Here is a 14,673-nt window from a genome sequence, read left to right as displayed (position 1 = left end):
CAGCTTTCAGGAGGCAGCAGACGCCTGACAATATTGTTCCAGTACTGCCCGCAACATTTCAATATTGACAGGCTTGGCAACAAAAGAATCCATCCCGCACCGGCGGCAGCGTTCCTCGTCTTCTTCCATGGCACTGGCGGTCAGAGCGACCACGGGGATGGGCGCGCGGTTGTGGGTTTTTTCCCACTCCCGCAGGCGTCGGGTGGCTTCGAAACCGTCCACGCGGGGCATCACACAGTCCATGAACACCAGGTCGAAGGGATGCCATTGCCACAGGCTGGCGGCAGCCTCGCCATCGTTGGCGGTCATCACGTCACAACCGAGTTTCTCCAGCAGGCGGCGGGTCAGGGTACGGTTGACCGGGTTGTCTTCCACCAGCAACACCTTCATCCGGCCACAGGGAAGTTCCCGGCGCCTGGCGGTATCGGTAACCGCCTGCAGGGAAAACCGGGTCAGGAAACGCCGTTCCTGTTTGGCGGCATCGGCAAACAACTGGTTCAGAATTGGCGTCAGGCAGGATTCACGCAGCGATTTGCTCAGGAAGGCATCGGCACCTGCCTGCCGGAAATGTTCGGCGTCGCCCCGTTGCGGGTTGGATGACAGAATCAGCAGGCGCATATCGGACCACAACGGATTGCTGCGAATCTGCCGGCACAGCAGGTCGCTGTCCATATCCGGTACAAACCCATCCAGGATGATGGCGTCGAACGGCTGCTGGCCATCAAACGCGGTGCGCAGGGACGTCAGCGCCTCGCCGGCGGATTTCACCGCCTCAATGTGCACCTCGTGGCGGGACAGCATCTCCAGGGTGATCTTGCGGGACAGCTCGTAGGAATCCACCACCAGAATCCGGCGGTTTTTCACCATCCGGGTATCCGGCCGAACCCGGGCGGCGTTCTCCGGGGCCACGGGCAGGGTCAGTTCCATCCAGAAGGTAGAGCCCTCGCCGGGCCGGCTTTCCAGATCCATGGAGCCGTCCATCAGGCCGACCAACTGGCGGCAAATGGTCAGGCCCAGGCCGGCACCCGGTAACTGGCGCTGGAACTGCTGGCCCAGCTGCACGTAGGGCTCATAAATCAGGGGAACATCTTCCGGGTTGATCCCTACGCCGGTATCTTCCACGGCAATGCGAAGGCGTGCCTTGTCGTCCCGGCGGCCAAGCATCTCGATGCTGATCAGCACATGGCCGGAATCGGTAAACTTGATGGCGTTGGAGGTGAGGTTCAGCAGGATCTGGCGAATTCGCACCGGGTCGCCCTTCAGGGCCCAGGGCAGGTTCTCGTCAATCCGAAGCTCCAGTGCCAGCCCCTTCTCCCGGGCGCGGGCGCCGAGCATGTGCACCAGATCATTGAGGGTTTCCCGAAGATCGAAGGGAATGTCATCCAGTACCAGCTTGCCGGCTTCCATGCTGGAGATATCCAGCAGATCGTTGATGATGGCAGAGAGGCTCTCCGAGGCATTCAGCAGCGTCTGCACATACTCTCGCTGCTCCTGATCCAGAGGCGTATCCGTCAGGAGATTGGCGTAGCCCAGCACGGATTGCAGCGGAATGCGCAGTTCGTGACTGACATTGGCCAGGAACTGATTCTTCGCGTGGTTGGCCCGCACCGCCTCGTCCCGCTCACCCTGGGACTGAATCGTGGTCTGGCGCAGGGAGCGGGTGTCCTCGAGGATCTGCAGGCGCATCTTGTTCAGGGCCTGCTCCAGCTCCGAAAGCTCGTCCGGCGTTTTCCGGGGTTTGCGTTTGAGTTTCAGCGGGTCCACCAGCGCGTCCAGGTTCAGGCGGGCGGCGTAATCGGCCATGGCTTCCAGGTGCCGGGATAGCGTCAGACGAACGATTATCAGTAGCCCCAGGGTGCCCAGCATAACCACGATGGACTGGAACAGCAGGTTCAGCAGGGCACGGTTGCGCAGATCTGTGTATATCTGGTCGATGGAGGAGGTAACCGTCAGTGTACCCACGTTCTCCGGGCTGCGGGTACTGGAACGGTCGAACACAAGGGGGAAAGTCTGGGAAAGCACCCGGCCTTCCGGGTAGGTGCCGGTACTGAATGTTTCACCAGTGCTGGTCACCACCCGGCCGTATTGGACAGCGGGTACCGCCTTCATATCATCCAGGCTGTTGGCCACCTCACTGAAATTCATCAGCCAGATGTTGTTGCTCATACTCCCGGAAACCAGCTCGGCGGCTCGGGTCTGATCGTTCAGTAGATCACTCTTACGCCGCTCGAATTCACCAATCAGCTGAACGCCGGTGGCCACCAGAGACAGAAACACGCTGAACAGCAATACGTAGGCGAGCAACCGTGCCGCCAATGGCCGTATTCCCAATCGTTTGAAGAGCCGCTTTGAAGGCAAGGCACATATTCCCTGTGTCGACTACAAAATCACCAAAATGAGTTTAACAGACCGTCAGCACTTCGACACGTTTCCGTGAATGATCATTCACGAATCGAAATCGCACGTTCAGATCGTACAGATGCGCACCGTAAATGCGCTCTTCCTCCCGCCCTCTGCGAAAGGAGGGACGTGGATCGTATGCGACCACATCCTCGATCAGTGGGCGCAGTTCCGGATAGTCTTCCGATGAAAGTTGACGGATCTGCGCCTCGGCTTCCGGCAGAAAAACCACCTCCAGCCTTTCCGTTGGCGGCGAATCGGCCCATCCAAGGCTTGCCTCGGGTACGGAATCGGAGAAAGGCAGGTAGGGTTTGATATCGAGAATCGGTGTGCCTTCGATCAGGTCATGATCGCTGATGCGGAGTATGAGCTCGCCATCTCTGCGAATCAGCCCCTCATTGCGCACCACCGACAGACCGAGACTGTTGGGTCGAAACGGTGAGCGGCTGGCAAACACCCCCATCTTGCGGTTGCCGCCCAGCCGGGGAGGGCGCACCACCGGCCGCCATTCAGCGCGTACAGCTTCGTGAAACTGGAAGGTCAGCCACAGGTGGCTGGCGGTCTCCAGCCCCCGGAACGCATCTTCCCGGTCAAACGGTGGCTGGATGATCAGGTCGGCCCGGGCATGACGGGTCAGCCCCGGTTGACGAGGCACCCCGAACTTGTCCTGAAAGCAGGAGCGTGTGACGGCAACTGGCGTAAGGGTAAGGGCCTCGGCCGCTGGCTTTGAGGGGTGTCTTGGCATTACAAACGATCATCCTCGATAGTACCGGAGAAAAACATCTCCACCCGGAACACCACAGAAGCCCGGTCTTTGAAACTTTCCTCACGGGGGAATTCCAGGGCGGGAATCAGCTCCGCGTATAGCCAGTTGCTGTGCAGCCGGTAGCGAAACGTAAGATCTGTGAACGCGGAGGTGGTGCGCCAGGAAGGTTTGCTTTCCCCCAGCAGGCCCAGCCTCGGTGTTACGATCAGCCGGTTATTCATGCGCTTACGCATGCTGAAGATCTGGCCCGCCACAAATTCCTTGTCGTTGTGCACCCACTCCAGTTCCGATGACGAACGGAAATACCAGTCGTTGCCAACCGGGCGTCCAACTCCAATCCAGGTTCGCTCGCCCCAGCCGTCCTGATGGAAATAATAGAACCGCTGCTGAGCGTTCAGGATCCACTTGTCGTCCAGGCGCCAGCGTTTCTCCGCCGTTGCCCGCCAGAAGGCATCCGGAGGGAGCCGCAGGCGCACACCCACATCGTTGGAGAAATTGATGGCATCGCCAATTTGTGTCAGGTACCGCAGCGCACCCGTGGCTTCCGTATCGGAGCGTTCCGGCTCGGTAAGCTGCCGGTCCCGCTGGCGCTCCCCGAGAGGAATCAGGTCTTCGCTCTCGCTTTCGATAACCAGGCGCAGTTTGCGACGGGTGGTAGGAATGTCCAGCCGAAATCGAGCCTCCGGCTCAAACTGTGCCGGGTCTCCATATTCGGATTCCGTAGCAAAGCCAACCCGCAGATAGCTCTCATTATTGGGGAGGCTCTGGGCGCTGCCAGAGAGCGTCCGGTCTGCCCACTGGCCAACCGACTGGATCTTCTGCCCGTGAAGGCGCTCCTGCCGCAGCACCCAGTTGCTGAATTTGAGCCAGTAGGAATCCCGCGGATCGGCCCAGTATTCATCTGGCTCAAATGTGTAGAAACCGATCGGGAGATGTGCCGGAGACAGAATCTCAGCCACAGAGCGCTCCCGAACCTCAAACACCGGCTCGATGCTGTGGGTTGGGGTAGAGAGGGTGAGAGAAAATGCAGCCGCAAGACCTGCAAAACGAGAGCGGAAAAACCAGTCAGCCAAAGTCCACCAGCAACCTTTCATGCAGCTCCCGCACCTGACGCGTTACATCATCCAGAGGGCGGTCATTATCAATCACCTCATCCGCCCGCGCCAGCCGATCTTCACGCGATATCTGAGCCGCAATGATTCGCTCAACCTGTTCTCGGGAGTTGGTATCCCGAGTCATGGTGCGACCAAGTTGAACGTCCTTGGGCACGTCGATCACTATAATGCGGTCAACGAGTTCGTGTTGATCGGTCTCGAGGAGGAGAGGGGATACCAGAAGCACATAGGGAAGCTGGTAGTTTTCCGGATTTAACTGCCGAATCAACTCTTTCCGAATGATAGGATGCAACAGCGCCTCCAGCCAAACCCGCTCTTCCGGCTCCTGAAAGACAATTGCGCGAAGCTGCGCCCGATCCAAAGCGCGCTCGGGAGTGAGAATCTGCTCACCAAAATGCTCCGCAATCTGTGCCAGTGCTGGCGTCCCCGGCTCAACCACCTCCCGGGCAACATCATCGGCATCCACCCAGTGCACGCCAAGGTCGCCGAACAGGCGAGCCACAGTGGATTTACCAGAACCAATCCCGCCGGTAAGGCCGATTACTGCCATTTAAACCCCTAAAAACCCAAACCAAAACGCCTGAATCTCACTCCCAAACCACAAACAAATCAACCCCGCCGTCGCCAGGTAAGGCCCGAAAGGAATAGGCACCTCGCGCCCATGCTTCCTGAACACCATCAAACTAATACCCAGAACCGCACCAACCACCGAGGAGAGCAAAATCACCGCCGGCAACAACTGCCATCCCAGCCACGCACCGAGCGCAGCGAGCAGCTTGAAGTCACCATGCCCCATGCCTTCCTTGCCGGTAACCAGCTTAAACAGCCAATAAACCGACCAAAGCGAGAGATACCCGGCCACCGCACCCCAAAAGGCACTATTAAAGTCCGTCAGCACACCAAAATAGTTCAGCACAAGGCCCAGCCACATCAGGGGCAGGGTGATGCTATCCGGCAGAAGCTGAGTGTCAAAATCGATAACTGTCAGGGCAACCAGAGCCCAAACCAGCAAAAGCGCCCAAAGCGCAGACTCATTCGGCCCAATGACAGCAATGGTCACCACCGAGAAAATCGCGGTGACGGCCTCAATGATCGGATAACGGGGCGAGATCGGTGCCTTGCAGGAAGCGCATTTGCCCCGAAGAATCAGCCAGCTGACCACCGGAATATTCTCCCAAGCCCGAATGCCATGGCCGCAGGAAGGGCAGGTGGAAGCCGGTTTGGAAAGCGTAATCCGTTCTTCCTGCTTTCGCTGCTTGTCCGGCAGCTCCAGGAATTCCTCGCACTGGCAGCGCCAGTCCTGGTGCATCATTTTCGGCAGCCTCAGAATGACAACATTCAGGAAACTGCCGATGCAGAGGGATACGAGGGTGACAGTGAGATAAAGGAGCCACGGATTGGCAAGAAAGGTTTCGAGACTTAACATCAAATTGCTCAGTTATCGGCAGTAAAGCCCCTCTCCCCTTGCGGGAGAGGGGTTGGGGAGAGGGGATTAACCAACAACCTGACCCATCTGGAAGATGGGCAGATACATGGCAATGATCAGGCCACCAACCAGAACACCCAGAACCGCCATGATCATCGGCTCCATCAGAGCTGTCAGGTTATCGACCATGTCGTCCACCACTGCCTCGTAATGCTCCGCCACCTTGGCCAGCATCTCGTCGAGGTTACCGGATTCCTCGCCAATAGCGGTTAATTGGACGGCCATCACGGGAAAGAGATCCTGTTGCCGCATTGAAGCTTGTAACTGGGTACCGCTGGCAACGTCGTTCTTTATGCGATCGATAGCATCCCGGTAAACCGCATTACCGGTCGCGCCCGCTACAGAGTCGAGCGCATCTACGAGGGGCACACCGGCAGCGAAAGTGGTGGACAGCACTCGACCGAATTTCGCGACGGCAGATTTATCAAGAATTTCGCCTACGATTGGAAGTTTCAATACATATTTGTCTACGATATCTGAAAACTTCTGCGAGCGACGTTTGGCTTCTTTGAATAGAAAAATGGTACCCACAATCCCCAGCAATACGACGAACCACCAGCTTTGGAGCCACTCAGAAAGTCCTACAACCATCTGGGTAAAGACAGGTAGCTCAGCACCAAAGCCTTGAAACAAGCTTTCAAATTGTGGAACTACCTTGACCAGGAGAATGGCAGTTACAACGATCGCAACCACAATAACGGCAATCGGGTAGGTCATTGCCTTTTTAACTTTTTTCTTTAGTACCTCAGTTTTCTCGAGATATGTGGCAATGCGATCCAGCATTGCCTCAAGCGCACCTGCTTTCTCACCAGAATCCACCAGGTTGCAATACAAATCATCAAAATACTTTGGATGTTTGCGCAATGCGCCTGCGAAACTGGTACCCGACGAAATATCATTACGGATACTCATAACCAGTTCCTGCAGCCCCTTGTTCTCAAGGCCATCAGCAACAATGTCAAAGCTCTGAACCAAAGGTACACCCGCCTTCATCATGGTGGCAAGCTGGCGAGTCAGCATGGCAATATCGAAGGGCGTGACCTTCTTGCTGCCTCCAAAAAGCGGCTTTGGCTTTTTCTTGACCTTATCCGGAATAATGCCTTGCTTCCGAAGTTGTGCCTTAACAAGTGCAAGGTTCGAACCCGTCAGCTCGCCCTTGGACTTGTTCCCCTTTCTGTCTTTCCCTTCCCAAACGTACGATTCCAGCTTCTGTGCTTTCTCTGCCATGCTTAATCCTTCGTCACGCGGTTGGCTTCCTCAAGGCTGGTCACGCCCTCAATCACTTTCATGAGAGCTGACTGGCGCAAGTTACGGAAGCCTTCAGCCTGAGCCTGCTTTGCAATTTTGATGGAACTGGCTTCTTCCATAATCATGTTCGCCAGTTCGTCGGTAATTTTCACTACTTCGTAAATCCCGACGCGGCCTTTATATCCTCCATTGCATTTATCACAGCCCTTGGGGCGGTACAATGTGAACCCTGTATCAATTTGTTCCTGTGTGAACCCTTCCTCCAAAAGCACGTCTTTTGGGACTTCAAAGGGCTGTTTGCAGGCGCTACACAGCCTCCGGCCTAGGCGCTGAGCAATAATCAGGCTTACCGAGGTAGCGATGTTGAACGAGGGCACCCCCATGTTCATCATCCGCGTGAGGGTTTCTGCAGCGCTGTTCGTGTGAAGGGTAGAAAGAACCAGGTGCCCAGTCTGAGCCGCTTTGATAGCGATGTTAGCCGTTTCAAGGTCCCGTATCTCACCGACCATGATGACATCGGGATCCTGGCGCAGGAATGCCCGTAGGGCTTCGGCAAAGCCCAGCCCCACACGGTTGTTCACGTTTACCTGGTTAATGCCCTCCAGGTTGATTTCCGCCGGGTCTTCCGCAGTGGAGATGTTGATGTCTGGGGTATTCAGAATATTCAGCCCGGTATACAAAGAGACCGTTTTGCCTGAGCCAGTCGGTCCAGTCACCAAAATCATGCCCTGTGGCTGTTTCAGGGCATCCATGTACATCTGTTTCTGATCTTCCTCATAACCGAGTACATCAATGCCTAGTTTGGCCTGACTGGGATCAAGAATTCGCAAAACGATCTTTTCACCCCAAAGAGTGGGCAGGGTGTTTACCCGGAAATCGATCGCCTTGGTTTTGGACAGCTTCATCTTGATGCGGCCATCCTGAGGTACCCGCCGCTCAGAAATGTCCAGCTGAGCCATGATCTTTACCCGGGCGGAAATCTTCGGAGCCAGCTTTATGGAGGGTCGCGAGACTTCCTTTAGTATTCCGTCTGTGCGGTATCGGACCCGATAGACTTTCTCATAGGGTTCGAAATGAATATCCGAGGCTCCGCCGCGAATCGCATCCAGAAGCATCTTATTCACGTACTTTACAATTGGCGCGTCGTCCACCTCACTGGCGACAACAGCGCCATCATCTTCTTGCTCACCTCCTTCAGTCTCAACCCCCTCAAGATCGGAATCATCCAGATCACCCATTGTGGTGTCCTGGGACTCCAGATATTTGTCGATGGCCTCCCGAAGTTTGGCATCATCTACTAGGACCGCATCGGTGCTTAAACCCGTGTTGAACTTGATTTCATCCAGCGCCTGGATGTTAGTTGGATCGGAAACGGCAATGAACAGCCTATTTCCTCTCTTATAAAGAGGCAGAGCGTTATGCTTGCGGACCAGCTTCTCGTCAACCACCTTCTCCGGCATCATTTCCGGAAGAAACGCGGACAAATCCAGAACAGAGACGCCAAATTCCATAGCCGCAGAAAAGGCGAGTCTGGAACTGTCTGCCAGACTGTTCTGGGTCAGATAAGTAATCAGAGGGATCCGATTCTGGGACGCCTGGATAAAGGCTTCTGTTGCTGTCGCCTCATCCAGCAGACCGTCATCCACGAATCGCCTGGCGAGGCCTGTAAGCGTGATGTTGCTCTTGTTAGTAGACATAAAATCAGTAAGGAACGCCGTCTAAGTTGCTGAAACCGGTGATTTGTCAATTCCAGAGAGTTTAGATGGCCAGGTCCCGTTTGGAAAGCATGCCACATATTGCCGGGCCTACATCGGGGTCAAAAGAAAGCCTTCTTATAACCCCATTTTTCAAAAAAGCACATGTCCGTGCATTCCAAACTGACAAATTTTGTCACCGACTGACGTTCTCGGGTATGCGTTGCTAGGGTCAATTGTAAATTCCAGGGAATGAAGTGGTGCCGGTAAGTATTTGTTTTAAATGATTGATTTTGGCAATTCAATTGATTATTCAAACCTGGCACAGCCGATGCATTGTTCTTGGCAGGCTCAAAACGCCGGCCAAGGGGCACGGCTCCATCGGGCCCGGGTCTGTAAGAGTTATTAACCGACAAACACAGAGGTCGATAATGAAGAATATCCAAATCAATCACGCTCAGAAGGGTTTTACCCTGATCGAACTGATGATCGTTGTTGCGATTATCGGTATTTTGGCGGCAATTGCTATCCCTCAGTATCAGGATTACACTGCTCGTTCCCAGGTCAGCCGGGTTGTTGGCGAGGTTTCTGCTGTCCGCACGGCAGTAGAAGAGCTTGTAAACCGTGGCGGCGTAACGCTGTCCACAACTGCGGGTGATGCTGGATACATCGGTTATAACGCAGGCGCTTCAGATTTGGTTTCCGCTTTTGGGATTACAGGTACTCCGCCCAATGTCGTTTTGACTGCAACCATGGGTGATGCAGGCGCAGCCGTCAGTTCTGCCCAAGTTATTTGGGAACGCGACAATAATGGAGCTTGGAGCTGCCGTATTGAGGGTGTAACTGACGGGCAAGGCGGCTGGAAAAACAGCTATGCACCCAACGGATGTCAGCCATCTAACTAATAGTGTTAAGAAGCTGATGTTAACGTGACAGAAAGGGGCTTTAAGCCCCTTTCTGTTTTTCTATATCTGAAAATTAGTCTGAGTGCAGAGCGATGAAGACAGAGGCTAGGAGCTTCTCTGCCAAAACTGTTTTGATGATCACGCTGATATTCTTCAGCTTTTCTATGTTTTCGGATCTATTGCCTGATATATTTCGTGGCTATGACTCTCAGCGTTTTTTTGTTATCGGCTTATGGAGTGCAGTTCTAGTCTATTTTTTGATTAGTTGGGTATATTGGGGGGCTGCCTTTAATTCTCTACGTTACCATTTTATTCCAATTATTTTTCCTGTTTTATTGCTACTTCTTTCTGCTCTTCCTCCGCATCCTGCTCCTTACATATGGATTGAGCCATTACAATATTCGCTATTCTTAACGGCGGTTGTTATTTGTTCTTCCGCTTACAGAAATTTTGGAGGCTGGGCCACAACTAAAGAATCGCTCCTGGGATTATTATTTATTTCGTCTATTTATGCTTTGATGAATATAAATGTATATGTTTTTGCCGCTTTGGATGGTTTCTCGAACATAACAGATGTTATCCCTTTCGGTTTTGAGAATATGAGGCTGTGGAGCCAGATCGCAACATTTATCCTGCCACTATTTGCTTTGGCGGGAGTGCTGTCGAAAAGGTTCTCATCTAGTTTACCTTTGAGCTTACTGATGATCGGTGCCGGGCTTTGGTGGTGGATCGCTTTACTTACAACCTCTAGGGGGACTATTTTCAGCATCGTTGTCGCCACAATGTTTGTTTCCTTGGTTTTCAGAGGTTTTGCTTTCCCGGTTATCAAAATGCTGATAATTCAGGCCTTGCTGGGCCTCTTTTTCTGGATTCTGCTCTCCCATTATCTGCCTGGTCTCTGGTCCGACAGCGATATTCAGAGGGGGATGAGTTTTTCTGATTCAGGGCGATTCTCCCTGTGGGCGGAAGCTATAAAAATGAGTCTTGAAAATTTCCCACTCGGATTTGGCCCAATGTCTTGGGTGTTTCATCAGCCATTAACCGCGGGCTACGAGCGCTTTGGCGCAATTGGGTCGCCGCATAACATGTATCTTTTGTGGGCTGCTGAGTATGGTTGGCTATTTCTGGCAATTCTGATTGGGTCGATTTTGCTAACATTGAGTAGGTTGAGATCGGCCTTTCGAAGGATTATGAATTCTTCACAAACTGGGCAAAAGCATCTGCTGGTTGCCCTTTGTTTGTCAGGGGCTGCAGGTATAACGGATGCTAATTTTTCTGGTGTTTTCATATCGCCTTCATCACTTTTTTTGGCCTTTTTTGTTTTTTCTCAGGTTCTTGGAGTTTTGTCATGTCATGCAGCGGAAGTGGATTGGAAGGCAGACGCAGCAACTAGTAATAGCTCTCGTTGTTCCCTTTTTATAAGGTTGAGCGTTTCGGTTTTGGTTGTCTTGGTTCTTTGTTTTTATTGGTTCGGTCTCATTGAGTTTTATGAGGCAATGTCGCTTGATGCCGAAACCTTTCGTGAACAAGAGCGAAGTCCGTTTGCTGCGAGATTTTGGCTGCATGGCCTGTTCCCGAGATTGCCATGACTATACTGGGTTGGTGTGAATTTTGCAGCTCTTTATGGAAAAGGGTAACTGTTGAGAAAACGCATGAAAAATGAAGAAATCGGATTTACCCTAGTTGAGCTAATGATCGTGGTCGCTATTGTTGCAATATTGGCGGCGCTAGCGTTTCCGGTCTATCAGAAGTATGTCATTGAAACGCAAATGAAAAGAGCGGTTGCCGAGTTAGGCTATTACCGTGCTAACTTTGAAGAGGCCGTGTCTCGTCCGTCAGCTTCAGATAATCTTACTTTAGGTTACACGCCTTCAACGCTTACCACGGGAAGCTTGTCTGAAAATATTGCCACTGTTAATGGTGACGGTTCTGGTCATCTAGAGGTGACCCTCGGGGGCGATGTGCATCCGATTTTGTCAGGCGTAATTCTGCGGCATTCAAGAACACCGCTTGGCGAGTGGCGGTGTATCCTTTCCAATATCCCCACGGACGCCTGGAGAAGCGGTTACGTCCCTGATGGGTGTGTTATCGAATAGACCCACAAACATCTAAGCATGTACCGATTAAACCTCCACCTCCTCAAACAACTCCGGCACCTCAACATTCCAACCAAATCGATCCCGAATCCGCTTCCGCATAACGTCACTCGCAACCATCTCCCCGTGAGTGACGTAAACCTTCTCGGGCTTCAGTGAACCCTGCTCCAGCCAAGCCAAAATCTCGTTATAATCCCCATGCGCAGAAAGCGAGTCCAGATTATGAATCTCGGCCTTAACCGGCCAGTACTCACCATGAATTTTCACCGATTCCGCACCATTCACCAATGCATCCCCGCGAGTACCCGGTGCTTGGAAACCAGCAAAAACGATGCTGTTACGAGGATTGGGCAGCAACGTCTTCAGGTGGTGAAGCACCCGTCCACCACTGGCCATTCCACTGGCAGAAATAATCACGCAGGGATAACGCACGGCGTCTAATTCAATGGACTCTTCAACCTTGCGAACAAACGTGGTTTTCTCATCAATCAGTTTACACTGAGCGGCGTTGAGCTTGTGCTCTTTATAATGTTTGCAGAAGATCTCCGTAGCTTTAATTGCCATGGGACTGTTCAGAAAAACAGGCAGTTTGGGAATTTTGCCGTCCCCCATTATCTTGTGAATCACATACAGCAGCATTTGCGCCCGGCCAACCGCAAAAGCTGGCAAAAGCACAATGCCTCCGCGTCCAGCCGTCTTCGTGATGATTTCGGCCAGTTCCGCTTCCGGGTCTGTTTCGCCATGGGCACGATCCCCGTAGGTCGATTCACACACCAGCACGTCGGCTTTCTGTAGAGGCTCCGGTGGCCGCATGATGACGTCGTTCTGCCGCCCAACGTCACCACTGAACACGACCGTTCTGTCCGCGCCCTGGTGATGAACGTGCACACAGGAAGAGCCCAGAATATGCCCTGCCGGGGTAAAGGTTACCTGGAACCCTTTTACCGGCTCGAACTTCTCATGGTAGTGCAGGGATTCAAAATGCTTGAGGGCTTCCCAGGCGTCTTTCTCGGTAAACAGCGGCTCGGGCTTCTCGTGCTTGGAGAACTTTTTGCGGAAGGCATATTTGGCATCCTCCTCCTGCAGAAAGCCGGCATCCGGCAGAAGAACCTTGCACAGTTCATGGGTGGCCTTGGTGCAGTAGACCTTGCCTTTAAAACCGTTTTTCACGAGGGCTGGCAGGTAACCTGAATGGTCAATATGGGCATGGGTAAGTACCACTGCATCAATGGTGGAAGGGTCCACCGGAAACTTCGCCCAGTTGCGTCGGCGCAGGGTTTTCACGCCCTGGTACATGCCGCAGTCAATCAGTACCCGGTGCTTGTCATCCGAGAGCAGATAGCGGGAGCCGGTGACTGTTCCTGTGCCGCCAAGGAAGCGAAGTTTCATGTTGCAGTCCTTTTTCTGGTGAAGCCGGGGTCAGAAGAAAGCTTTCTTCTGACCCCTCTTTTATAGATGATATTATAAGCTTATGAAGTTGGGGTCAGATGAAAAGTTCATCTGACCCCAACTTGTTGCTCCCAAATTGATCTGAAGCAGGAAGCGAATCCCATGCATTACAGCTCCATCCTCCCGGATGTCATAAAGGTAGCAGACGAGGCCAGCGAGAAGGTTTTGCATATCTATCAGTCAGACTTCAAGGTGAGCTACAAGGCGGATGATTCGCCCATCACAGCTGCAGATACCGCTGCCCATGACATCATTGTCCATGGTCTGCGGAGAATAAGTCGCGACATCCCCATACTTTCCGAGGAAGGCAAAGACATTCCCTGGGAAGAGCGTAAGCACTGGCGCCGGTTCTGGCTGGTGGATCCTATCGACGGTACCAAGGATTTCACTCAACGCACAGGTGAGTTCACCGTCAATATCGCCATGATTGAAGACGGTGAGCCGGTTATGGGCGTAGTCATCGCTCCGGCCTTGAAAGAAGCCTACTGGGGAGTGGTCGGCGAGGGCGCCCACACGCGTGATCGCACCGGCAAAGTTCACAGAATTCGGGTGGCGGAGCCCAAGGACGTAAAGCGCGTGGTGGCCAGCAAGAACCACCTGAACCCGGAAACCCGAGCGTTTATTGATCAGCTTGGTGAGCACGAGCTCGTGCAGGCTGGCAGCTCCTTAAAGTTTTGCCGTATTGCCGAGGGGCACGCTGATATATACCCACGTATGGGCCCAACCTGCGAGTGGGACACTGGCGCTGCACAGGCGGTGCTGGTGGCTGCCGGTGGGAAAGTCCAAACGGTGGATGGCAAACCGTTGAAATACGGTAAGCAAGATGTGTTAAATCCGTATTTCATTGCGGCGGGAAGCTGGTATATTCCGCAGCCATGACATGGTACGCACTCCAGCACAAACCCGCCCAGGGCGATCGAGCCCTTACACACCTCCAGAATCAGGACATCGCCTGCTTCTACCCTAAAATCACTGTGGAGAAAATCAAGGCGGGCAAGCGCACCAAGAAGCTTGAGCCATTGTTTCCGGGGTACCTGTTCGTAAACCTGGAACAAACCGATCCAATGTGGGCGAAACTTCGCTCAACTCGTGGTGTGCTCAGAATTGTAGGGTTCGCCAACAAGCCTGCGCCCATCAGTGACGATGTTATCCAGCACATCAAAGCCAGCCTGGAGTCGGTGGCAGAGCAGGGTGGTATCAAGCCCGGCCAGGCGGTACAGCTGAACGAAGGGCCATTCGAGGGCATCAATGCCATCTTCCAGTCCTACGATGGCGAGGCCCGTGCCATAGTGCTCATCAGCTTCATGCAAAAAAAGCAGAAGCTCAGAGTGCCGGTTGCTGCTATCAAAACCTGAGGCTAAAATGGCGGCAGACTAATTGCACTTCCAACCCTTTAACAATTCTTTACCCACGCAACTCCCTGAAAACCCATGTGTCAGGCTTTTTGTCACTTGCGTGTCATGAACATTGCCGTAAAATCGCCATCTTCCTGAAACAGTACATTCATCTACCGA

13 protein-coding genes are annotated in these 14,673 nt (G+C 53.3%); 5 read left to right on the top strand and 8 right to left on the bottom strand.

Features of this window, described 5'->3' with window-relative positions; translation table 11 throughout:
* Positions 1-6 precede the first annotated feature (6 nt).
* The 7 genes from ACGK9W_RS09960 to pilB all read right to left on the bottom strand — a co-directional run bounded on the left by ACGK9W_RS09960 (position 7) and on the right by pilB (position 8,712).
* The gene (locus tag ACGK9W_RS09960) at positions 7-2,358 is read right to left on the bottom strand and encodes a response regulator (RefSeq protein WP_405420763.1); all 2,352 of its coding nucleotides are present in this window, start codon (positions 2,356-2,358) and stop codon (positions 7-9) included.
* 43 nt (positions 2,359-2,401) lie between these two features.
* Positions 2,402-3,145: a tRNA (N6-threonylcarbamoyladenosine(37)-N6)-methyltransferase TrmO gene (tsaA, locus tag ACGK9W_RS09955; protein ID WP_405420760.1), complete on the bottom strand. Its 744-nt coding sequence runs from the start codon at positions 3,143-3,145 to the stop codon at positions 2,402-2,404.
* Positions 3,145-4,239 carry a hypothetical protein gene (locus ACGK9W_RS09950; protein WP_405421032.1) on the bottom strand — a complete coding sequence of 365 codons (1,095 nt, stop codon included), beginning with the start codon at positions 4,237-4,239 and terminating at the stop codon, positions 3,145-3,147. The genes tsaA and ACGK9W_RS09950 overlap by 1 nt, the downstream gene beginning before the upstream one ends.
* Positions 4,232-4,831, bottom strand: a complete 600-nt coding sequence (coaE, locus tag ACGK9W_RS09945; protein WP_405420757.1) for a dephospho-CoA kinase — start codon at positions 4,829-4,831, stop codon at positions 4,232-4,234. Before coaE ends, ACGK9W_RS09950 begins: the two co-directional genes overlap by 8 nt.
* Positions 4,832-5,707 (bottom strand): prepilin peptidase, encoded by an 876-nt coding sequence (locus ACGK9W_RS09940; protein ID WP_405420754.1) that lies wholly within the window; start codon positions 5,705-5,707, stop codon positions 4,832-4,834.
* A gap of 66 nt (positions 5,708-5,773) precedes the next feature.
* Positions 5,774-6,994, bottom strand: coding sequence for a type II secretion system F family protein (locus ACGK9W_RS09935; protein WP_405420751.1), 1,221 nt, complete (start codon positions 6,992-6,994; stop codon positions 5,774-5,776).
* A gap of 2 nt (positions 6,995-6,996) precedes the next feature.
* On the bottom strand, positions 6,997-8,712 hold the full coding sequence (gene pilB / locus ACGK9W_RS09930) for a type IV-A pilus assembly ATPase PilB (RefSeq protein WP_405420749.1): 1,716 nt from the start codon (positions 8,710-8,712) through the stop codon (positions 6,997-6,999).
* Between the two features lie 428 nt (positions 8,713-9,140).
* On the opposite strand from pilB, the gene ACGK9W_RS09925 reads away from it, so the two are divergent.
* From ACGK9W_RS09925 to ACGK9W_RS09915, 3 genes are all read left to right on the top strand, one after another.
* Positions 9,141-9,614, top strand: a complete 474-nt coding sequence (locus tag ACGK9W_RS09925) for a pilin (RefSeq protein ID WP_405420746.1) — start codon at positions 9,141-9,143, stop codon at positions 9,612-9,614.
* Between the two features lie 92 nt (positions 9,615-9,706).
* On the top strand, positions 9,707-11,203 hold the full coding sequence (locus tag ACGK9W_RS09920; protein WP_405420743.1) for an O-antigen ligase family protein: 1,497 nt from the start codon (positions 9,707-9,709) through the stop codon (positions 11,201-11,203).
* A gap of 63 nt (positions 11,204-11,266) precedes the next feature.
* Positions 11,267-11,710, top strand: a complete 444-nt coding sequence (locus ACGK9W_RS09915) for a pilin (RefSeq protein WP_405420740.1) — start codon at positions 11,267-11,269, stop codon at positions 11,708-11,710.
* Positions 11,711-11,737: 27 nt separating this feature from the next.
* Here the strand turns inward: ACGK9W_RS09915 and ACGK9W_RS09910 are convergent, their stop codons facing one another.
* Positions 11,738-13,099 (bottom strand): MBL fold metallo-hydrolase, encoded by a 1,362-nt coding sequence (locus ACGK9W_RS09910; RefSeq protein ID WP_405420737.1) that lies wholly within the window; start codon positions 13,097-13,099, stop codon positions 11,738-11,740.
* 162 nt (positions 13,100-13,261) lie between these two features.
* Here ACGK9W_RS09910 and cysQ point away from each other — a divergent pair, with 162 nt between their 5' ends.
* Together cysQ and rfaH are read left to right on the top strand one after the other, a co-directional pair.
* Positions 13,262-14,038: a 3'(2'),5'-bisphosphate nucleotidase CysQ gene (gene cysQ, locus ACGK9W_RS09905; RefSeq protein WP_405420735.1), complete on the top strand. Its 777-nt coding sequence runs from the start codon at positions 13,262-13,264 to the stop codon at positions 14,036-14,038.
* The gene (rfaH, locus tag ACGK9W_RS09900) at positions 14,035-14,514 is read left to right on the top strand and encodes a transcription/translation regulatory transformer protein RfaH (protein ID WP_405420733.1); all 480 of its coding nucleotides are present in this window, start codon (positions 14,035-14,037) and stop codon (positions 14,512-14,514) included. The genes cysQ and rfaH overlap by 4 nt, the downstream gene beginning before the upstream one ends.
* Positions 14,515-14,673: the final 159 nt, after the last annotated feature.

It is taken from the genome of Marinobacter flavimaris, assembly GCF_045057155.1.
GTDB classification, from domain to species: domain Bacteria; phylum Pseudomonadota; class Gammaproteobacteria; order Pseudomonadales; family Oleiphilaceae; genus Marinobacter; species Marinobacter manganoxydans.
The sequence above is the reverse complement of the archived record's forward strand: the minus strand, read 5'-3'. Positions and strand labels throughout refer to the sequence as shown.